Source organism: Altericista sp. CCNU0014, assembly GCF_044923475.1.
Taxonomy (GTDB): Bacteria; Cyanobacteriota; Cyanobacteriia; order Thermosynechococcales; family Thermosynechococcaceae; genus JAAURS01.
Window position 1 is genome coordinate 1623513 of the sequence record NZ_CP137338.1, and the last position, 21344, is coordinate 1644856.

General features: G+C 51.8%; 20 protein-coding genes. 5 read left to right on the forward strand and 15 right to left on the reverse strand.

All coding sequences use genetic code 11. The features are described from left to right. Positions 1–24: 24 nt before the first annotated feature. The gene (locus R6H26_RS08155) at positions 25–441 is read right to left on the reverse strand and encodes a hypothetical protein (RefSeq protein WP_404789868.1); all 417 of its coding nucleotides are present in this window, start codon (positions 439–441) and stop codon (positions 25–27) included. 396 nt (positions 442–837) lie between these two features. On the opposite strand from R6H26_RS08155, the gene R6H26_RS08160 reads away from it, so the two are divergent. Then, positions 838–2859: an elongation factor G gene (locus R6H26_RS08160; protein ID WP_404789869.1), complete on the forward strand. Its 2022-nt coding sequence runs from the start codon at positions 838–840 to the stop codon at positions 2857–2859. A 45-nt stretch (positions 2860–2904) separates the two neighbouring features. Here the strand turns inward: R6H26_RS08160 and R6H26_RS08165 are convergent, their stop codons facing one another. From R6H26_RS08165 to R6H26_RS08190, 6 genes are all read right to left on the reverse strand, one after another. Beyond that, entirely contained in the window at positions 2905–3312 is a 408-nt protein-coding gene (locus R6H26_RS08165) for a type II toxin-antitoxin system VapC family toxin (RefSeq protein WP_404789871.1), read from the reverse strand. After that, the gene (locus R6H26_RS08170; RefSeq protein WP_404789873.1) at positions 3309–3551 is read right to left on the reverse strand and encodes a FitA-like ribbon-helix-helix domain-containing protein; all 243 of its coding nucleotides are present in this window, start codon (positions 3549–3551) and stop codon (positions 3309–3311) included. Before R6H26_RS08170 ends, R6H26_RS08165 begins: the two co-directional genes overlap by 4 nt. Before the next feature lie 305 nt (positions 3552–3856). Beyond that, positions 3857–8833 (reverse strand): DUF5724 domain-containing protein, encoded by a 4977-nt coding sequence (locus R6H26_RS08175; protein ID WP_404789875.1) that lies wholly within the window; start codon positions 8831–8833, stop codon positions 3857–3859. A 79-nt stretch (positions 8834–8912) separates the two neighbouring features. Beyond that, positions 8913–9086, reverse strand: coding sequence for a hypothetical protein (locus R6H26_RS08180; RefSeq protein ID WP_404789877.1), 174 nt, complete (start codon positions 9084–9086; stop codon positions 8913–8915). 68 nt (positions 9087–9154) lie between these two features. Next, positions 9155–9601, reverse strand: a complete 447-nt coding sequence (locus tag R6H26_RS08185; protein WP_404789879.1) for a retroviral-like aspartic protease family protein — start codon at positions 9599–9601, stop codon at positions 9155–9157. A gap of 62 nt (positions 9602–9663) precedes the next feature. Continuing rightward, positions 9664–10095, reverse strand: coding sequence for a hypothetical protein (locus R6H26_RS08190; RefSeq protein WP_404789881.1), 432 nt, complete (start codon positions 10093–10095; stop codon positions 9664–9666). 148 nt (positions 10096–10243) lie between these two features. Here R6H26_RS08190 and R6H26_RS08195 point away from each other — a divergent pair, with 148 nt between their 5' ends. Both R6H26_RS08195 and R6H26_RS08200 read left to right on the forward strand, forming a co-directional pair. Beyond that, positions 10244–11806 (forward strand): bifunctional pantoate--beta-alanine ligase/(d)CMP kinase, encoded by a 1563-nt coding sequence (locus tag R6H26_RS08195; protein ID WP_404789883.1) that lies wholly within the window; start codon positions 10244–10246, stop codon positions 11804–11806. A 187-nt stretch (positions 11807–11993) separates the two neighbouring features. After that, positions 11994–13163 (forward strand): pyridoxal phosphate-dependent aminotransferase, encoded by a 1170-nt coding sequence (locus R6H26_RS08200; RefSeq protein WP_404791254.1) that lies wholly within the window; start codon positions 11994–11996, stop codon positions 13161–13163. Positions 13164–13173: 10 nt separating this feature from the next. Here the strand turns inward: R6H26_RS08200 and R6H26_RS08205 are convergent, their stop codons facing one another. The 5 genes from R6H26_RS08205 to R6H26_RS08225 all read right to left on the reverse strand — a co-directional run bounded on the left by R6H26_RS08205 (position 13174) and on the right by R6H26_RS08225 (position 17433). Further along, on the reverse strand, positions 13174–15027 hold the full coding sequence (locus R6H26_RS08205; protein WP_404789884.1) for a hypothetical protein: 1854 nt from the start codon (positions 15025–15027) through the stop codon (positions 13174–13176). Beyond that, on the reverse strand, positions 15014–16093 hold the full coding sequence (locus R6H26_RS08210) for an AAA family ATPase (protein WP_404789886.1): 1080 nt from the start codon (positions 16091–16093) through the stop codon (positions 15014–15016). The genes R6H26_RS08205 and R6H26_RS08210 overlap by 14 nt, the downstream gene beginning before the upstream one ends. 22 nt (positions 16094–16115) lie before the next feature. Continuing rightward, the gene (locus R6H26_RS08215) at positions 16116–16658 is read right to left on the reverse strand and encodes an MOSC domain-containing protein (protein WP_404789888.1); all 543 of its coding nucleotides are present in this window, start codon (positions 16656–16658) and stop codon (positions 16116–16118) included. Positions 16659–16880: 222 nt separating this feature from the next. Next, positions 16881–17213 (reverse strand): hypothetical protein, encoded by a 333-nt coding sequence (locus R6H26_RS08220; RefSeq protein ID WP_404789889.1) that lies wholly within the window; start codon positions 17211–17213, stop codon positions 16881–16883. After that, on the reverse strand, positions 17191–17433 hold the full coding sequence (locus R6H26_RS08225; RefSeq protein ID WP_404789891.1) for a hypothetical protein: 243 nt from the start codon (positions 17431–17433) through the stop codon (positions 17191–17193). Before R6H26_RS08225 ends, R6H26_RS08220 begins: the two co-directional genes overlap by 23 nt. A gap of 80 nt (positions 17434–17513) precedes the next feature. Between R6H26_RS08225 and R6H26_RS08230 the strand changes: the two genes are divergently transcribed. Continuing rightward, on the forward strand, positions 17514–17741 hold the full coding sequence (locus R6H26_RS08230) for a hypothetical protein (RefSeq protein WP_404789893.1): 228 nt from the start codon (positions 17514–17516) through the stop codon (positions 17739–17741). A gap of 12 nt (positions 17742–17753) precedes the next feature. Here the strand turns inward: R6H26_RS08230 and R6H26_RS08235 are convergent, their stop codons facing one another. The 3 genes from R6H26_RS08235 to purN all read right to left on the reverse strand — a co-directional run bounded on the left by R6H26_RS08235 (position 17754) and on the right by purN (position 20400). After that, positions 17754–18401 carry a Uma2 family endonuclease gene (locus tag R6H26_RS08235; RefSeq protein ID WP_404789894.1) on the reverse strand — a complete coding sequence of 216 codons (648 nt, stop codon included), beginning with the start codon at positions 18399–18401 and terminating at the stop codon, positions 17754–17756. 175 nt (positions 18402–18576) lie between these two features. Further along, the gene (gene corA / locus R6H26_RS08240; protein ID WP_404789896.1) at positions 18577–19683 is read right to left on the reverse strand and encodes a magnesium/cobalt transporter CorA; all 1107 of its coding nucleotides are present in this window, start codon (positions 19681–19683) and stop codon (positions 18577–18579) included. 42 nt (positions 19684–19725) lie between these two features. Then, positions 19726–20400 (reverse strand): phosphoribosylglycinamide formyltransferase, encoded by a 675-nt coding sequence (gene purN / locus R6H26_RS08245; protein WP_404789898.1) that lies wholly within the window; start codon positions 20398–20400, stop codon positions 19726–19728. A 62-nt stretch (positions 20401–20462) separates the two neighbouring features. Between purN and R6H26_RS08250 the strand changes: the two genes are divergently transcribed. After that, the gene (locus R6H26_RS08250; protein ID WP_404789900.1) at positions 20463–21341 is read left to right on the forward strand and encodes a carbohydrate ABC transporter permease; all 879 of its coding nucleotides are present in this window, start codon (positions 20463–20465) and stop codon (positions 21339–21341) included. Positions 21342–21344 lie beyond the last annotated feature (3 nt).

Genomic DNA, 21344 nt, shown 5'->3' on the forward strand with positions numbered 1-21344 from the left:
AATTGCCAATCGGTTTTTCCTCGCTTAATTGAGTTCGGGACCGCTAGGGGGCGATAACTGAATCGCGATTGAAAACCTTGAATACTTCACCTCATTGGAATTGGAGAGAACAGGGTTTTCAGATACCGCAAGTAAACCAGTTTTAATCTCTTCAAAGTAAATGACGCCGCCAATCCGTCCGTCGACTTGGAACGGTCCGTGACAGAACTGGTATTCTGCAAGATAGATCGCCAAAAAATCGCTAATTTTTACGGTTCTGCCAAACATCTGCTTGCAAATTTGAGGAAGAATCGCATCTAGGTATTCATTTTGGATCGGTTCGCCCAGTTCCGTAAATTCTGCATGGTCTGCAAAGTGGTCCATATAGAATAGCCAGATTTTGGAAAGGTCTTTTTCCCTGAGCATTCTTTGCTTGAGTTCCTTCAATCGCTGGATCTTCATGGCGTGGATAGATTGAGATGGGATAAACAGACAGCGCTGTTAACAGCGTAAATGAAATCGCTAACTTTTCGGGGTCTACCCTGATTTCTCGACCGAACTATTCCAATGACTCATCCAGATCGAGACCGCGCTGGACAGACCTGCCAAATCTCCCCTCATTTACAAAATTTAGAGTTCCTTAACGTAAGGTTACCTCTGCGTTAAGAGTCGTCGCAAGTTGATGCCAGAAGGGTACGAACTGCGCTACATCAAGAACAGGATGACCGATCCGATCGTCGCATTGCCTGGATCGCAATCCACCGCGATCGCGGTTGGATCGAGCGCGATCGCCCCCAACCCTCAACGATTTTTGTCTAAAAAGAACGATTCCCCCCATTCGTATCAGAAGAGGTAAGCATGAACAGCACCCGCAATATTGCGATTGTCGGCCCCTACTCTAGCGGTAAAACCACGGTTTTAGAAAATTTGCTCTACGTTACGGGAAGTCTTTCCCGCAGAGGTTCCGTTCGTGCTGGAAATACCGTGGGCGATGCCTCCGCAGAAGCCCGCGCCCGCCAAATGAGTACAGAAGTCACGGCTGCCAGTCTAACCCACGGCAGCCTTAATTTTATGTTCCTAGATTGTCCGGGTTCGATCGAACTCGCCCAGGAAGCATTTAATGCCCTGATTGGCGTTGATGCAGCAGTAGTGGTGTGCGAACCGGATCCGCAAAAAGTGTTGGGCCTTTCGCTCCTCTTTCAAGTCTTGGACGATTGGCAAATTCCACATCTCGTGTTTCTCAATAAAATGGATCGCGCCATTGCTCCTTTTTCAGAGGTGCTGTCGGCGCTAAAGCAGGTGTCTAGCCGCCCTGTAGTGCCGCAGCAATATCCCATCGGCCAAAACGAAACGCTGCAAGGGTTTATCGATTTAGTGACAGAACAAGCCTTTCAGTACCACCCCGACGCCCCCGCCGATCCGATTCCACTCCCGGAAGCGCTGAAAGAGCAAGAACAAGCAACCAGAACAGAAATGCTGGAAACCCTAGCAGAGTTTGACGACCATCTTTTAGAAGAATTAATTGAAGAGGTAGAACCTCCCCAAACAGAAGTACTCCAAGACTTAAAAGATGACTTGAGCGCTGACCTGATCGTTCCTGTCTTGTTTGGGGTTGCCGATCGGGGGTTTGGGATTCGTCCGCTGCTGGAAATCCTGACCAAAGAAGTACCTGAAGCCCACGAAACAGCTAAGCTGCGCGGTTTCGGGACGGAAGGCGATGCCCCCATCGCCCAAGTGCTCAAAACGTATATGTCGGCGCAAGGGGGAAAGCTGTCTCTGGTGCGCGTGTGGCAGGGAACGCTGTCGGATGGGATGTCTCTCAACAAAGTTCGGGTGAGCGGCATCTATCGCCTCGTGGGGCAACAGCAGACGAGTATCGCTCAAGCGAGTGCTGGGGAAATTGTGGCCCTAGGGCGCATGGAAGGCATTCAAACGGGGGATACGCTATCCGGTAATGGCTTGGCTGAATCCACCCCGGAACTGCGGCGCGCGACGAGTTTAGAGCCTGTCTTCGCGCAAGCGGTCCGAACTCAAAACCGCAAGGATGAAGTGAAGCTGACCGCAGCCCTCAATAAACTCAATGAAGAAGATCCGTCCTTAATCTGGAAACACCAGGAAGATACCCGCGAGATCGTGCTGTGGGGGCAAGGCGAGATTCATTTGGCGATCGCCAAAGAGCGCCTAGAGCGCAAGTACAACCTACCCATCGACCTCAAAACGCCCCACATTCCCTACCGCGAAACGATTCGCAAGACCGCTAGCAGCCACGGTCGCTACAAACACCAAACGGGCGGGCACGGACAATTTGGCGATGTTTATCTAGACATTCAACCGCAGCCTCGCGGCGAAGGCTTTCAGTTTAGGGAAACCATTGTGGGCGGTGTGGTGCCCAAGCAGTACATTCCTGGCGTGGAAATGGGAGTGCGAGAATTTTTGGCCCAGGGCATGTATGGCTTCCCCGTCGTGGATTTATCGGTCACGCTGACGAACGGGTCCTACCACTCGGTGGATAGTTCGGAGCAGGCCTTCAAGCAAGCAGCTCGGTTGGCGATGCAGTCGGGACTGCCCAATTGCGAACCGGTTTTGCTAGAACCCATCGAGCGGATTACCTTGGCAACGCCGACAGAATTTACCGCTAATATTTTGCGGCTGGTCCGCAACCGTCGCGGCCAGGTATTGGGGTACGATGCCAAGCCGAACTGGACTGGGTGGGATGAAGTGACCGCCTACTTGCCCATGGCAGAAATGCGGGATCTGATTACAGAATTGCGATCGCTCACTCAAGGCGTGGGCTTCTTCCGCTGGGAAGACGATCATCTGGAAGAAGTACCAGACAAAATTGCGGAGCAGGTTCTCGCAACCGCCAACTCCGCAGCGTAGGATCGATGGCTCAAGGAGACAGAGAGATGGCAATATGAAGAGGCGTCAGCTCTGAAGGGTGAAATCCTGCATTCTAATGGCCACATTAGGAAATTCTGTCAATATTTTGCGATCGGATGTGACAAGTCGAACCTCCAGATCTAGAGCGATCGCCACAAACTCGCAATCATAAGCAGAGCAGCGGGATGAATTGACTAAATTCAACACCTGGTCTGAAGCAACTTCATATTCTTTCCCTTGCATTAAAGCTTCAGCTTCGCCCATCAATTGCCGAGCATCTTCAAGGGATATATACGCCTGCCGCAAGTAAAGAGCAATAATACTCCGAAACTCCGAACGCCATAGCTTTGGAGCCGCCCACTCCGAGTCTTGGATCCAAACAAGTTCTGCTTGAGCCGTATGCTCGCCTTGAATGAGAAGGTAGGCAATGACATTGGTATCAACTGCAATCATCGCCGTCCGTCTAGCTTGGCCTGTTGCAGTATCTCATCCGTTAGGGGATGAGATACTGTTTTTTGACGTAGTTCTCGAATCCGAGTGAGAGCCACTTGAGTATCGGGATGCCGATCTTGTAACACTTGTTCTAGACAAACTAAAACTTCGCTGTTAAGACTGCGACGATTATTGAGAGCTCTCTGCTTTAAAGTTTGGTATAAGCCTTCGGGCATGTTTTTTATCGTCAGATTTGTCATAGCTTTGCTCCATTGGCTTCCATAATGCAACCAAAATGGTTCCCTCTACTTTAATTCAAAATCTGAAGGGACTGCATTCTATAACAGGTCGAACTTAAGTTGCAGGATGAAAACCTCTGGATGCACTTGTTCCATTACCCTGATTGACTGACAAATGTTTAAGACCCTCACCCCCAACCCCTCTCCCAGAGCGGGAGAGGGGAGCTAGAGTTGGAAACGTTCTTGTTCCCCTTCTCCCCTTGTGGGAGAAGGGGCTAGGGGATGAGGGGGATTAGTTCTGTCAGTCAACCAGTCCATTACCATCTTCACCGCAAAATCTGTTCCAGAATCGTCGGATCTTGGATTTCCTTGTCTTTGGAAAGTAACAATACCTTAGACACCACTTCTGCTGTTTTAGGATCGTTATCGACAAAAGGCAGAAAAATCCTGCCCCGATGCTGGGAAGGCACCGGAATAATGCAAAGTGCCCCGCCCGGCTGACGATGCACCATCGCGCTGCCGAGATGAATGGAGTAGCTGCCCAAGTGCCCTTCAATCAACGCATGGGAGCCTTGAATCTGGACGTTGATTAACTTCAAGAGCCGACAGGTTTCACGCACCAAGCTCGCCCGCATTTCCACGGTTGAAGCGGTCGCTTCAGGATCCACGCCCCCTTGGTGCGCCACGCTTGCTACCAAATCCAGGTCGCGCATCGTCTCGCTAAACAGCGCTGGCGGAATTTCAGTCAGGGGCAGCGGTTCCCACTCATCGCGTCGGTAAAACCGAACCCCGGAAATTGTTAACCCTTCCACTTCCAATGGGGTATAAAATCCGTTTAGAAACTCGACCTCGGCAATCAATCCTTCCTGGTGAAACGTACGGCGTACCCCCTCGTCGGGGGCTGCAATCCACCCCCGCTGGCCGAAGAGGGCTAGGGCCTGACGCGGATTGACCTGATGCCCTTCGTAACGCCGAGATATCTTTTCGCCTCGTTCTGCGGCGGTGAGGACGTACAGCTCCCGAAAAATCTGCTTGAAGGGCTGCGTGCGAGACTGCGCGAAACAATCCTGCTGCCACAGATGCCATGCGTTGGTCGCCAGCAAATCAGAGGGATGGGCAATCCGCAGTTCCGCAGACCGAATGGGTTGAAGGCTACCATCGTGCTGCTGAAGCGCCGTGCCCTGTTCGACTAAATAGCCCATTTCCCGCTCGCCCAGGAGAACCAATTGGGTCAGCATGGGAGCCAATACGGGATGCGTTGTCAACTGAAGCAGTTCTGCCGCCGTAAAGCGATCGCCTCGGCACATGGCTTGTTCTAGGGAAATCCGCATCCGCGACGCTTGGCGGGTAATGTCTTGTTTGCGGGCTGTAATGGCTTGAATTTCAGGGTTTTTCTTGAGCTTGGCGGGGACGGCTTTTAAGGGTTTGCCTTGCTTGGTAATGGCGATTTCGGGTTCGCCTAAGGCATTGATGGAAAGGCTTACGCTGACTTCATCCACGGCGACGACTTGGGCCTTGCTAGATAGATCGGCGATCGCCGCTGCTTCCATGGCCCATTGCAACCGTTGGGGGTCAACGAATCCCGCTGTTCTGGCGAGGTTTTCTAGGCCAATTTCGACGCACAGCTTTTCACTGGCTTGACGTTGGGAACCAAATTTCTTACTCGCGCGCAAAAATTCCTGAAGAAATTGATAGCGACTCAAGATTTCGGGTTCGCGTTTCTTGCCTTTGGGGAGGGGCAGTAATCCTAAAGCACGCACTGAATCTTGATGGCGTTTTTGGGTGATGCGATCGCGCAGGACTTTCCCGTCGCTTCTGCCCAACATGGCATCGGCAAACAGTTTGGCCCGTTGATGCCCGATGCCGCTGGAGGCGTATTGAGCGGTTTCGTAGAGTTGGAGCCATCGTTCTTGCTTGAGGCGCTTGTAGACTCGTAAAAACCACTCTACGTCTACGGCTCCGTCCATCAAGCTTTGGGTCGAAAGGGGGGTGCGTTCGCTAATTTGGGCTTCCCAGGTTTCGCGCACGTCTTGGTCTACCGACCAACTGGTGTCTTTGGTGTGGGCATGGATCCACCAGACGGCATCGGCAAAGCCAGTCCAGCCGAGGGCGTGTTCGACGTAGTTGACCCATTGGGGCGCATAAAAGGCAAATTGAATCAGTTTTTCCGTGGGGATTTGGGCGGAGGCAACCCGCTGGCTAAATTCTGCGGGGGTATCTTCTGGGGCAGGGAAGCTGACGCGCATCAGGTGGCTAAACACTGCCGCTTTGCTGATACTGCCGTAGTTATAACCCCGTGCTAATTTCTCTTGCCCCAAGGCTTGGATGAGCTGGAGCACGATGGGAATACCAGAAATGGAGCGCAGGGCAAGGGCTGCGTGGGAGACTGCGGTGGGGAAGTCGCCGCGTTGAAGTTCTACGGCTAAGATGCGCTGCCGACAGCGATCGGCTAAAGCGACTAACGTAAGGTGCTGAGCGTATTCTGGCTGAAGTTTACGACGGGTTAAATCTGATAAATCTCGAAAGTTTGTTCTCAGATTTGCCTTCAATTCTGCGAGTGAGCCGGAATTCTGTTCGAGATAGAGAGCTAAGTCTCGTTCTTGCACACCTATCAGATGAAATATCAAATCAGCCTCAGTTGCATCTCCAGCTTGGTAGACATTATAGACATCCCAAAGCAAGGTCACGGGTTGATGCATAGTAATCCAGGCATCGATCCACTTGAGCGATTGCCACCATTGATATTGATGGCTTCGCCATTCCGTAGCAAAAAGAGATTGGAAGCGTCGAGCAAGTTTTATCCACTCTCCAAAAAAATTTGCAACGTCATAACGCCTTCCTTCATGGATTCGCTTTAAACGTTCAAGATCCTCTTGTGAGTCCTTTGCTGGAATAGCTTGGAGAAGCGTGGCGATCGCATCCAATACAAAACCTATAATCTGTGCGGAAGGATGCTGGTACAACAACCAGTCAACTACGGCCTGCACGATATGCGGATAGCGGAGCGTTAGGGACTTACCTTTAAGAGATCGAAAAGAAGATATTAAGCATTGCAATGGATTTTGTTGTTGCGCTTCTTCGACTCCTTCTCCATTGGAGCCATAACTGAATCGCTCAAAACTGGGGCCGATCGCTCGGAGGAGTTCTAACTCATCTCCATCGTGAAGTTGATTCGCACGATTCTGCCACCAGTTCTCCCAAACGTCAGCCAACGGCAGTAGTGCCAAATTTTCTTCACGGGATAATCTAGGGTCAATACGCGGAAAATTCCATTCTACATTACCCAGAAGTTCTTCTTGCTCCCCTTGCCAATTTTTAATTGTGATGGGCGTTTGTCGATGCTCGTGAACCAACTCATCTAAAGCTAATAAGCAAGCCTGAGACGCTTCGGTCTGGAACTCGATTGAGGCTGAAGGTTGAGGCGCAACCAATGGGGTAAGTTCAGTTAGCTCAATCAAGCCCAGAGCATTGGTGAGGGTGGGTTCTTCGGTTTTTGGTTCAAGAATGCTGCTTAAAAGTTGGGTTTCTGTCGTGGTTAGCTTTGCATGATTGGTTTGATATTCCACTGCCAATGATCGACAGGATTCAACCAAACGATCGCCCAAGACAAGTTCCCGTAATAACTCCAGCCCTGCCTGTCGTTGCAGAGTCTGTTTCGCTTGCAGAAGGCGTTGTCCAGAGGCGATCGCCATTTCATCCCCTTGATTGAGCAATAAGCCCAAAATCCCGCGCCGCAAATCGCTCGCCTTACGGGTCAAAAGCTGCTCTAGGGGGATACTTTCTTCGGCTGTAATTTTGCATTGACGTAGAAGTTGCAAGACCTCCTCCCGCACCCACTGGCTGGCATCCCCCACTGACCCCAGCAATACTTCCCGAATTTCTGCATCCCAAGGTTTCACCTCGGCTAGTCGCTGGGCGATGGTTCTGCGTTCGTAGCCATCCACAATCGACAATAGGGGAATGAGCCGTTTGGGCGATAGCTTTGCACCCAGAGTCCGCGCTCCCTGTTGAAAGATCATGGCGGAAGCAACGAGTGCCTGACTGGCTTCAATCTGCATCCACTCCCACACCATCGGAGGAAGCGTCTTGGGCTTTTCTGGAAACCGTCCTAGATTTTGCTCCAAACGCTCAAATGCATCGGAATTTTCAAGGGCAGCATATCGGAGCGACTGCACGGCATGAGCTGCTACGGCTAAATCGCGATCGCCTACAGCAGGCAGCAATGCCAACCGCGCCGGATCGATCTCTAACTGGATCAAAAAATGAACCGCAACAAAGCGATGGGTTGCCTCGGGATGGTTAAGTAGGTCGGTTGCGAGGGGGATAGCGGCGATCGCATCCATAAACCCCACACTCCAAAGCCCCAGATATACTGTCTGCGGATCTTCGCTAGAGAGCGCAGCCTGTCGTGCCGTTTCATCTTCTAAATACTGGCTCACTTGGGTCAGAATTTGCTTTGCTTGTTTCTCGTTCAGAGATTCCAGTCCGAACCCAAACCACACATCGATCGCCCGAATCACAGCGCTAAAGCGCGTCAAATTCTCCGCCACAATCAGCCGCACCATGCGCCCAAAGGCGACGGGATGAGCTTCATCGATGGTTTCTAAAATGGTTTGCCGCAACCCTTCTTGGCGCTGGGCGGCGAGGAGCAACCGTTCGATAAAGTCCCATCCCTCCGGGTCGTTGGCTGCCAGTAAAGCGCGGGTGACATGCCGTCCCATTGCGCCAATTTCATGGTCGCCCCGCGCAGAATCCAGCAAAATTTGCGAAATGCTTTGCCCTAGCTCATCGCCCCGGTTTATGACAGCAGCAAACAAAATACCGAATACGTCTGGTGCACCATAGCCAAGATAGGGCACCCAAGCGGCAAACCATTCTAAATCTCGATCGTAGCCCTCTATTGTGCTGATGAGCTGAATCAGCCACTGGCTGCGTTTTGCCTGCGTAAATTCTGGATGGTGGGGTGTCCGAAAAGATCGCCGACTATATCCGATCGGGTAAGGCAATTGATGGTGGAACTGCCATGCCAACTCAACAGTAGCGCTAATTTGGGGGAACAGAATGCTGAAGACTTGGATGCGATCGCCCTCAGACAATCTCTCCAAACGTGTTAGGGCCTTCTCTTGAAACTGACTGGATTGCCAATAATCGCCAGGTTTACCGCGATCGTTCAGCCCGAATAAACCATAGCCAACAACAGCCATCGCTTCAGGGAGTGCTGCAAACTGCTGGAGACGCTGCGATCGCCAGTCTTTGCTAACGATTAGCTTAAGTTGGGCTTGGGCAGCTTCAGGATTCAGCATCTTAGAAAGGGTTGGACGGCTCTCTGTATAGATTACCCATCCTGCCAACGGAACCAAGCGCAAAAACAAGAGCGGGTTTTTATTGGGCTTTAAAGGGCTTAATGATCGTTACGCCTTCAATATCGTAGGAAAGTCCTCGACTAGAACCATCTTGGTAAAAGGCAAGAGCCTGTTCGCGTGTCTCAAACTCTAAATGTAGTCCGCGATCGCTCGGATAAACCTGTGTTGCGTGATGGTTCTGTGCAGTCTGCATTAAAATCTCCTCAGCTGTCTTCTGGCGATTTCTCTGTCAACCTTAGCTTGTTTTCTACACTAGATCGGCTAGTAAACCATGAGATAAGTGTTTTTACCCTCAATGGGTAAGACTCTCAACGCCTGATTTTGTAAATCTGGCTCTAAACCAAGATCTTCTAAAGGAATCAGCCCTAGAAGCGGATCGGATCCTTCAGGCAGTTCAACGCAGTCATATCGTCCTTCTCGTCCCGCAACCTCAAGTCTCACCCCTGCAAAAACCCGAAACTTTGTAGGGCCAAGAGCCGTTTTGACATCGTTTTCACCCACATATTTGAGTCCGAGAGCCTGAATCATCTCCTTGGGCAGACAAAGACGACTGGCACCTGTATCGACCAGAACGTTTTCCAGCGTTAGGGAACGGATCTCGTTTTTTTGGATAAAGCCTCTTTCTGCTAAAATCTCGTCAACCCAATTGGCAACCGTAAGGGTTGTGGTTACTTTACCCATGTTTTGGCTAACGCTAGAAACAATCATGGCGTTTATCCTGCGATTAAAGCATGAAAAAACATCGCTTTTGCTAACTCGATCTTAATAGATTACCCACCCACCAACGGAACCAATCGCAGAAACAGCAGTTGAGAATTGGAGGTGAGAGGGGCGATCGCATCCAATGTTTCAATCTGCTCGTCGTCTATAAACACAAAATAAAGTCCATCCTCAAAGGCTTGCAGCGCCGCCTCAACAGCAGCATCCGCCTCAACTTTCTGGTCTAATTCACTGCCACCAGACTCGATTTTTCCCTGCTCCACCCCAAGCTGAATTTGTTCTGGACTCAAAACCCGCAATAGCCGACGCTGACTCTGCCGCGTTTTAAAGGCGCTGACTTCGGCACGGACAATATGAGTGAGGAGCGATCGCAGGGATAGGTTTGTCGTTTCAAGGGCTTCGGGTAACGTCAATTCCCAATCCGTAAAGGTGGGTCGGGTTTTCCCCATGACTTTCCCAGAAATCGTTAAAGTTGTAGACATCGTTACTTGCCAAAAATCATCCTTTTCGACTTCCCTCAGAATACAATCTCTAGCTGGTTGAGCGCGCTGCCCTGAGCCAGCATCTCAGCTCAGCTTGCCTAGACTAGAAACGAGCGTATTATAGAGATTGAGAAATTGAGGTATCGCAATGAAAGCCCCCATCCCTGTCCTGAAATCAGTGGCGGGGCTTCGTCGCTTTTTGCAAATGCAGCCGCGCAGCAGCCCCACCGAAGGCTTGCTAGGGCACCTGGGCCTCGTCCCCACCATGGGCGCGCTCCATCAGGGACACTTGAGCCTCATGCAGCGCGCGAGACAAGAAAATGCCGTCGTCATCGTCAGCATCTTTGTCAATCCCCTTCAGTTTGGGCCAACCGAAGACTTTACCCAATATCCCAGGCCGATCGAACGCGACTTAGCGTTCTGCCAGGACTGCGGGGTAGATGCAGTCTTCGTTCCAAACGCAGCCGACTTAGTCCCCAGCAGTCCCATGACCCAAGTGGTCCCACCCATTGCCCTCACCCAAGGACTGTGCGGGCGATCGCGTCCCGGTCATTTCCAAGGCGTTGCCACTATCGTGCTCAAACTGCTTAACTTAGTACAGCCTGATCGCGCTTACTTTGGGCGCAAGGATGCTCAGCAGCTGGCCATCATTCAACGACTTGCGAGCGACCTGAACGTCGCGACCGCCATCGTGCCCTGCCCCATCGTGCGAGAACCCAGCGGTCTCGCCTACAGTTCTCGCAACCAGTACCTCAGCGCGGAACAAACGCAACAAGCTCTGGTGCTTTCTCAAAGCCTAAGGCAAGCCGAAGCCCTGTTCAAAACAGGCGTAACTGACCGTAACTCAATCTTGAACATGATTCAAACTACAGTGGGACAAAAATCGGGGATCGAGATGGAATATGTCGAGCTGGTCGATCCGCAGACGTTAGAGCCTTTAGAACGAGTCGATCCCGTGGGGATGGTGGCGATCGCCGCTCGCGTCGGCAACACCCGTCTCATCGACAATATCGTACTGGACGGACGCAAACCCATCCTGGCGATCGATGGGCCGGCGGGCGCTGGGAAATCTACGGTGACGCGCCTGTGCGCTCAGCAGCTCGGACTCATCCATCTCGATACGGGGGCGATGTATCGGGCCATGACCTGGCTGGCCCTTCAATCGGGGGTGCCGCTAGAGGATGAAGTGGCGATCGCCGACCTCGTCAGCCAAGCCGAACTGGAACTCAAGCTGAACGATTCCTTAGAAGTGCGGGTAAACGGACAGGATGTGACCCAGTCCATCCGCTCCCTTGAAGTGACCGCACACGTTTCTACCATCGCGGCGCAGCCATCCGTGCGAGATATTTTGCGGCAGCAGCAACAATCCTATGCCAAAGTGGGCGGTGTGGCTGCCGAAGGGCGAGATATGGGCACGCATATTTTTCCAGAAGCAGGACTCAAAATTTTTCTCACCGCCTCTGTAGAAGAACGCGCCCGTCGCCGTCACGAAGAGCTTCAGGCCAATGGAAACACAGACATCACCTACGAGCAACTCGTTCGAGACATTGCCGAACGCGATCGCAAAGACAGCCAGCGCAAAACCGCGCCCCTGCGCAAAGCGAGCGATGCTGTCGAAATTTTGACCGATGGATTGTCTGTAGCGGAGGTGACAGACAAAATTGTGCATCTCTATAAAGAACGGTGCCCAGACCATGCCCTTGGGGTGTAGGATGCGAGTAAAGGGTTTTTAAAGTGTCCGTTGCGGCTGAATAAGCGCTGGGAATCGTTTGTCAGGGTTGGCAGATATCGATCGCTCTGATGTTTTGGGTTCCTGCTGGAAAGCTGGGAATACTGGAAGGATCCCAACAGCATAAGTTGAGGGAAGGGTTTTGGTTTACAGCATTACGGGTGAACGAATGAAACTGGCCGCACGGATCGCTCAGGTTCCGGCTTCGATGACGTTGGCGATCGCCGCAAAGGCGAAGGCAATGAAGGCGGATGGTATTGATGTGTTGGGGTTTGGCGCGGGGGAACCGGATTTCGATACGCCAGAGCACATTAAAGCAGCCGCCAAAAAGGCTTTGGATGAGGGCAAAACAAAGTACGGCGCAGCGGCAGGTGAAGCGCTCTTAAGGGAGGCGATCGCTCGCAAACTCTACCGCGATAACCAGCTCGCCTACAATGCCGAGAACGTGCTGGTCTGCAATGGCGGCAAACACTCTTTATACAATATCTTTCAAACCTTTCTGGACCCTGGCGATGAGGTCATTATTCCGGCTCCCTATTGGCTGAGCTATCCCGAGATGGTGAAGTTGGCGTCCGGGGTGCCCGTTATCGTCCAAACTGACCTCAGCGAAAACTTTAAGATTACGCCCAGCCAACTCAAGCAAGCCATTACGCCCCGCACGAAGTTCTTTGTCCTCAATTCTCCGTCTAATCCGACGGGAATTGTTTACACGCCTGCAGAGATTCGGGCGCTGGCAAACGTCATTTTAGACAGTCAGGTTTGGGTGATTTCCGATGAAATTTACGAAAAGACACTCTACGACGATGCGGAGCACCTCAGCATTGCATCTTTGGGACGAGAATTGTTCGAGCGGACTTTCGTAAGCAATGGGTTTGCGAAAACCTATTCCATGACCGGATGGCGAGTGGGTTACGTCGCTGGGCCTGTAGAGGAAATCAAGGCTATGACGCGGCTGCAAAGCCACAGCACGTCTAATGTCTGTACTTTTGCGCAATATGGGGCGATCGCCGCGCTAGAAGGCTCGCAAGATTGTGTTACAGAAATGCTGAGTGCTTTTGCAGCGCGGCGGAAGGTGATGTTGGATTACCTCAACGCCATTCCCGGCTTAGAATGCCCTCAACCCGACGGCGCGTTTTATATGTTTCCTAGCATTCGCAAGACGGGGATGCGTTCGATGGAATTTTGCGATGCGCTATTGGCCTCCCATCAGGTGGCAGCGGTTCCAGGGATCGCGTTTGGCGCGGATGATGCCATTCGGATTTCCTACGCGACGGATATGGACACGATTCGCAAGGGCATGGAGCGCCTGGATGACTTTGTGCGATCGCGTTTGGCGTAAGGATATTGCGCTAATCGAACCTAAAGATTGGAGAACGCGTCTGAAACGGCAGCCATGCACCTTCCGGCAAGAGAAAAGCATGTTCGCGCGGGATGTGCAATGAGTCGCAGGCTCCATCCGTAATCACCAGTAGTGGGCCATCTTTCGGAAAATCCGTTGATTCCAGAATGCATTGAATGCCGGGTTGCAAAATCGTACCGCCACGCCCTGTGATTTCGACTCTGACCAATAATTCCTCAGGATTGATGAATCCGCGATCGTGAGGGCTGGCATCGCACAAGACCAGTCGCACGGCTGTGACGTCTCGGCTCATGGCATAGCTGGCGATCGCCCCTACAGCTTTGCCCAACAGTAAGCGATCCATCGAACCCGAACTATCCAGGACGACTGCAAAGGTTCGGTTAAGGGCTAACTCCTCGGGACGAACCCAAGCTGGACGCGCAATATCAGGGGTGGAGGCTTGGCGGCGACTGGCACGGGCGAAGGTGCGGCGACGTTCGATGGGCTGAAAAAATCCATCTAGCCATTGGGCTAATTTCACATCCCAAGGGATGGGCGGTTGTTGAAGGGCACGAATTTCTTCTACCAGTCCGCCGGGTAAATACCCTCGCTTGCCACTGCTCAGGTGTAGCTCCAATCCTTCAGCGAGGGCGCGGCGATGGAACGCATCCAGATCGCACCCTGGCCCCGCTCGCCACCACACAGGCGATCGCTCGGCCAATACATCCGTCTCGCCAAAGCCTCGAAAGGTTTTGAGTTTCTGGAGTTTCCGCATTAGGCGCAAGTCGGTTGTCAGGCGATCGTAGATTTCTTCGGCGGAGTAGCCCCGCAGTTCAATATCGAACAGGGCACCGTCGCTGGGTAATATGCCGATACCTGCTTCTACTAGCCAATCATTGATCGCATAATCGCACGCGACATTCCACAAAAATGGATCGCGTCCCTGTTGCCGCTCATCGTGACGTAAGCCCACATGCATTAGCTCATGAGCCATCACAAATTTCATTTGCTCGGCGGTCATGGGATAGCGCGGACGAATGTAAATTTCCCGCAGTTCCGAGTGAATGGCGGCGATCGCAATGTTCAGGTTGTCGCAAATCTCATCGTCTTCAATAATCTCGAAGGAGGCGGCTAAGGCTGCAAGTAAGGGAAACTCTGCAACAAACCAAGACCGGGCTAATTGAGCCATACTGTTGGGCTTATAGCCCTTGCGATCGCTGGTTTTAGCGCGTAAATCCGTGGATGCGATCGCACTTTCTAATGCCCGTCGAATCCCGTTGGCAAGAGAAGTTGCATTGTTTTTCCGTTCATCATCGCTAATTTTGGGAGCAGTAGGGGTACAGATCCAGGTCGGCTGACCTTTGCCAGCCAATCCCAGGTTGAAATAGCGATCGTCCTGGGGGTTTTCCTGTAGATACCGCGCGAGTTCGTGGACATCGCGTCCTGGTGGGGTGGCTTCAATGTCTGCTAGGGATTGGGGGCGAGTACCAATGCTCAAGTGGCGCAAGAAATCTACGGCTTTCGCTTCGCAGGCCATCCGCCACGAGGGATCGGATTGTTCTGGATCGACGTGATCCATGACCAAGTGAAGTTCTGCTTGCGCGAGTACGTTGGCCCATTCCGGCGGGGTTGCCCGTCGCCAGATGTTGATGTAGATGGTGAATTTGGGTGTGGGTTGTGCATGATAGCGCATACTATCGCGCTCAATTTGGAGCCATGCGTCTTTGGGTAACGGGTGTTGTCCGTTAGTGATTATGGAGGTTGTTGGACCTAAGTTTTTGAACAGTTCAAATTGCCGCAACAACGCCTGTCCCGCCATAAATTGGGCCAGATTTTCCTTGGGGGGTGTTTTATTTTTGCCCACGGGAACTTCCTTCTCTCTTGGCAACCAGACGTGGTAAATCGCGAACCAATTGCAGCATGAACCAATCCGGTAGTGCTGTGCCGCTTTCATCTTCCGCAACCACAAGCTGCGCCATTTCCATGGAAATTCGCGAGAGTTGCACCACCAAATCTTTTGCCCGTAGCGATAACTCTTTTGCTTCGCGTCCGAGCTGTTTTTCTTCGGGTGGTAGCTCTTTGATTAACCGAGCGCGCAGCGATTGGGAGAGAAAATAAAGAATATCGCGCTCCTCCGGTTTTTCGGGCCATTTGGCTTCTTCCTTCAGAATAGCGGACAAATCAAAAGCTCGCTGTTGCTGCCGGAAAAATGCGGTGAATTGTTTGGCATGAGCAGGGGTGAGCAATCCCGCTGCTAGCATTTCTACTGATTTTTCAGTGAGGTTGTCGCCGTAAGCCTGTAGACCATCGGAGAGCATATGCCAGCTTCGCGGGGTGGAGAAAGGCTCTTCGTGTTTGGGCGGTTTTGACCAGAGCTGATCGCTTCTGAGGCCAATGTAGTCATACACTAAAGCGTGAATTCCGGCGTTGCCTGCCCAAGTCAGCCAGTTGCTAGCGTTCGCACGCAATTGCACATGCACCAGTCGGTTGATCAGGGCGGAGGACATCGGTTTCACAATCGCAGCATCTTCCGCCCGATTCCCGGCCCCAATGATGACGGTACCTTCGGGGAGATAATATTCGCCAATCCGGCGATCGTGGATCAAGGAGTAAAAGGCTTTTTGTACTTCCTGAGAACAAGCATTCAGCTCATCCAGAAAGAGACAAAAAGGCTCGTCCCGTGCAATCAGGGTAGGTGGGCAGAAGCGCGATTTGCCGTCAATGATCTGCGGAACTCCGATCAGGTCTTCGGGAGCCAGTTGAGAACCCAGTAAGGAGACGCAGGGCAAGCCGACAGAATCAGCGAAGGCTTCTACGAGGGAGGATTTGCCGATGCCTGGTGGCCCCCAGATAAAGACGGGGCGAATGGGGGCAATATTGAGGAGGAAGTCGATGAGTTCGCTGGGAATGAGGGATTTGGCAGCATCCATGAGGGCTTGTTTGTAATTGAGGTCAAACGCGATCGAGGGGTTGATGGGGTTCTGGCGGTAGTTCGATGCGGATTAAGTCACCAGGGCGGATCTCGCCACTTTCTACAACGATTCCCATCACTCCTGCTTTGCGAATTATTTTGCCGTCTGCATCTCTTCCTAGCACGGCTGCCATTAAACCGGGCTGAAATCGATCCAACTGAGTACAGGGATTTCGCAGACCTGTGATCTCAACGACTGCTACATCACCCAGATATAGCTGTGTGCCTGTTGGTAAACTGAGCAGATCGATACCCCGCGTTGTGACATTCTCTCCCATTTGTCCGGCTGATACAGCAAAGCCAGCAGCCTGTAACTCATCATGCAGCTCGGCATGAATCAAGTGAACTTGGCGTAAATTAGGCTGGCTCGGATCGGCGGCAACCCGCGATCGATGTTTGACGGTTTTTCCAAGATGAGCATCGCCTTCAACGCCCAACCCAGCCTGGAGGAAAATTTTCTCCTGATTCGCTTTACTGAAGGTGTGCTGGGTACTACGGCTGACTGCTGCAACTATACCGTTCATATGCATTTTCTCAACTAAACCCGGATCGCAAATTGTACAACTTTGGCATACGCAGGTGACGATCTCAATCTGTGGATTGAAATCTCAGAATAGATGCTCAACAGCTTTGGAAAGTGCTATGGGCCAATTAATCCCCCAGCCCTAGATTTTGTCCGGCACCACCAACTGGATGGAGATCGTGCGGTTGAAATGCGATCGCCACCCCACCCAACACTCTGAAGCCTATTTCTTGCCCAGCCTAACTTTCGCATTGTCGTAAGCACGATCGTGCAGAGCAAAACTAATAATCTCAACATACTTTGGTGCTGGCTTCTCAAAAATTCGATAGACCAGTCGATAAGCATTAGGATCGCCTTCCCACTCAACCTCAAGTGCCTGCCAGTTCTTGAGCTTTCCTGTCAGTGCATGACAAGGCAGACCATCACATTTGTGCGGGTCAAACTGCAAAATAGGTATAAAAATCTCGTTAAAATCGACTTGTAAGTCTTCAGTAAGACTGGGAATATCGTCTGCAAGCACTTTGGGATGAATTTTAACTTGATACTTTGTAGCCACGCTTGTGCATCCGTTCCCTCACCCTCTCGATATCAACCGACTCATCAGGTTCAATCAAAATCCAATCAACCGTTTCGCCCATTTCCATCGCGCTAACTCGTTGCAATGCTTTGCCTTCAGCAGAATCCGGGCTGACAGAGATATTGACATCCTCTATTTCACCCGTTCCATTCTGGACTGGGTTAAGAGCATCTTTCTTCTGCTTGATTTTGTTGGCCATGTGTATTGCCTCCTGCCTACATTATGCGCCATGAAAACAGACTACGAAAGCCTCTAAGAATGAAACGCCCTAACAACATAATGTTGAGCGATTCACATCCACCTGAGCAACGCACGACCGTTCGTCCCGTCCGACCAACTGGATGTACAGAAAAATTTTGTCTGAGTGCGATCGCCACTCCAACCAACACCTTAATTCCAGCCACACTGCTCCAAAGGCACGTTATCTTCCGCAGCGCTGGAAAATGCGATCGCCCAGCCAGTGACTCAGCCCATGAGAAGTATCATTTTCTCAATTTACAAAGATAAAGCGTTTGGTCTCTAGCTAAATTGTTCTAAAAGCCAACGATTCACAGCTCCATCATTCTCGGTTTGACTGCGTTGCAGCGCTTTCTCAATAAGCGATAGAGACAAACCAGGTAGAACTGCCGACACCTGAATCTGCCGACTGCCACCCCCTGCGATCGCAAAGGCAATCACAGTGGCGGCTTCAACATTCACAACCCAATATTCCTGGACTCCCAGACGTTCGTACAGCAGCCGCTTTTGGCCTAAATCATCGCTCAAGGTTGTGGAAGCCACTTCAATTGCTAAGGTGGGAGGGTTGTATAGATCCACATCAACAGGACTATTACTCCGAGGGATATTAGGCAGTTCTGCCCCGATGTAGAACGCAAGATCGGGCTGACATTCTCGTTCGCCCGCTTTACGGAAACTGCCATTCGTGATGGATAAAAACGGCAGATTTTTTAAGGTTCCATATAAAGTCACGACCGATGCCAACAATGAATTGTCGCGCCCGTGCGCAAACCCAATGGGCATGGTCTCAATCCTCATCCAGTTGGTATCGTAATAGCATCTTGTTTGTTCTCGTTCGGAACATTCTGAAATCCCAAGGAATTCTTCCCAGGTTGTAGGTATCCAGGTATCGGTGAGCAATTTTTGCTGAGTAGGTAAAGTGTTGACCATTTCGGTTCACCTTTTGAGCTTCAGAAAGATTGGAATGTCTTCGATAAGGACTTTGGGATGAGTTTTAACTTGATACTTTGTAGCCACGCCTCTGCATTCGTTCCCTTCCCGATTCAGTGGTTGGTGCGACAGGTACAAAATCTTAGCTAGCATAGAAGTCTTAAGTTTTTGCGCGTCAAGCACTGGGGCGAAACCAGCCCCGCTTCCAGAAAAAGTAGACCAAGCCCGCCTCAATCGAAAGCATGATCGACCAAACCAATGGGTAACCCCAACGCCATTCCAGCTCGGGCATGTACTTAAAATTCATGCCGTACAGCCCTACGATAAACGTAATGGGGATGAAGAGCGTCGAAATGACAGTCAAGACCTTCATGATTTCATTCATCCGGTTGCTGACAGAAGAAAGATAGACGTCCATCAGACTGGAAGCCAGTTCTCGATAGGTTTCGACCATATCCAAAACCTGTATGGCGTGATCGTAGCAGTCGCGCAGATAGATTTGCACGTCTCTACTAATCAGGGGACTCGCATCTCTGATCAGCGCATTAATCGCTTCTCGCTGAGGCCAGATGGCGCGGCGCAACAGCAGCAAATCGCGGCGGATCTGATGGATTTTGTCGAGGGTTTTGGGCGTAGGGCGCGAAACCACCTCATTTTCTAAGTCTTCAATGCGCTCGCCGTAATCTTCTAAGACAGGGAAAAATCCATCAATAATAGAATCGAGCAAGGTATAGGCCAAATAATCGGCACCGCGCTCGCGAATCGTACCTTTGCTAAACCGGATGCGCTCGCGCACGGGGTCAAAGCAGTCGTGTTCTGGTTCTTCCTGCACCGTCAGCAGGTAAGTTTTGCCCAAAATGAGGCTCACCTGCTCTCGCCAAAAGCCCACGCCGTTGGGTTTGGGAACCACCATCTGGGCAATAATCACGAGCTGGTCGTCGTAATCTTCCACCTTAGGGCGCTGGGGGACGTTGACGACATCCTCAAGCACTAAGGGATGCAGCTTAAAGGTCTGCCCCAATCGATTCAGAATATCCTCATCTCCGAAGCCCCGCACATCCACCCACGAGACGGAAGCCGACACCATGTATGCCGTAACATCTTCCGGCTGTTTGAGATGCACGCGACAGGCTCCCTCTGGGTTGTAGTCAATTAAGACTATTTCAGGCGGGTGGGCATTGGGGTCGATTTTGAGAGTGCCGGGGACGGCTCCAGGAGCATCGTAGAAATAATTAAAGTCGTTTTCTTCTGGAGATTGAAGCGCAGACGCATTTTTGACCATTGCAGGCTACCCATAGGTCACTTCCGTCATTAGAACAGGTTTTTAGGATGGCGTCCAAACTCCGCGAATTTGAGCAGTTGCCAGGGCGATCGCCGTTACGATCGCCCGATGTTCCTGTACTTGAATCCGAGCGTGAAGCGAATCCGGCGTATCGTCGGCCAGCACGGGCACCGCAGCCTGCACTAGAATCTCGCCGCTGTCCACCTCCGGCACCACCCAGTGGGCCGTACAACCCGTAATTTTGACCCCAGCGGCGATCGCCTGTTCCACCGCTCGAATCCCCTTGAAGCTGGGCAGCAAACTGGGGTGAATATTCAACACGCGATTCGGGAATGCGTCCAGCAACACGGGCGTCACCACTCGCATCCAGCCCGCCATCACCACCAGCTCTACATTGTAACTTCGCAGTACGTCTACGATGGCTCGATCCAACCCTTCGCGAGAGGCATAGTCGCGGTGATTCAGGAGCTTCGCGGGGATATCGTACTGCTGCGATCGTACGGCAACCTTAGCCTGAGGGTTGTTGTAGATCAATACCTCAACCCGAGCCGAGAGATGCTGCTGGGCAATGGCCTGGGCGATCGCCTCAAAATTGCTGCCCGACCCCGAGGCCAGCACGCCCAGTTTGACGGGCGTCTCAAACTCTGTCGCACGGTGGGGTGTAAGGGGCGAACAGAGACTTTGCAAAGCAAGATCGGGCGGAGTTGAACTCGTCATACACGCGTCATCACAGGATAATAGCGATACACTAACCAAAGCCTACAGTCCCCCGAAGGGTCATGAAACCAGCAATCTCTTCATCCCGTTCAGACGCGCTTGCAGCTTGGTTATTTTTAAGTCCTGCAATCGTGCTGTTGGGAATCTTCGTGCTGTGGCCGATGGCCTACCTATTGTATCTGAGCTTTACCAGCGGAAGTTTTACACGCTCGGGTTTACGCTGGACGGGATTGGCAAACTACATTCGGTTGCTGTCCGTGCCAGATTTTTGGCAGGTGCTGCAAAATACTGCCGTCTTTAGCGTCGCCACCGTCATTCCCAGCCTCGTTATTCCCTTGGGACTAGCCGTCCTGCTCGATCGCAAACTGGCATTGCGAGACCTATGGCGTACTGCCTTTGTCCTACCCTCTTTTATTTCGCTCGTAGCCGCAGGATTGGGTTTTCGCTGGTTATTTCAAACCGACGGCCCCATCAACGGCTTGCTTTCCCCCTTGGGCCTAGAACCCATTCCCTGGCTGGGAAATACGACTTGGGCCATGCCCGTGCTGATTTTGCTGAGCGTCTGGAAACAGCTCGGCTTTAACCTCATCGTGTTTTTAGCAGGTCTCCAGACCATTCCAGCCTCCCGCTACGAAGCCGCCGAGCTAGACGGCGCAAATCGCTGGCAAATGTTCTGGCACATTACCCTGCCGGGCTTGCGACCTACCTTTTTGTTTGCAATGGTCACCACGGCGATCTTCACCCTCCGCAGCTTCGAAACCGTCTACGTCGTGACGGGAGGCGGTCCCCTCAATTCCACCAATATTCTGGTCTACTACATCTACGAACAAGCCTTCAGCCAGTTCGATTTTGGCTATGCCGCCGCCGCCGCTACTATCCTGCTGGGCGTCGCCCTCATCTTCGTCTATCTCCAAGTTCGGGTTTGGGATGTCGAGAGCTAGCTG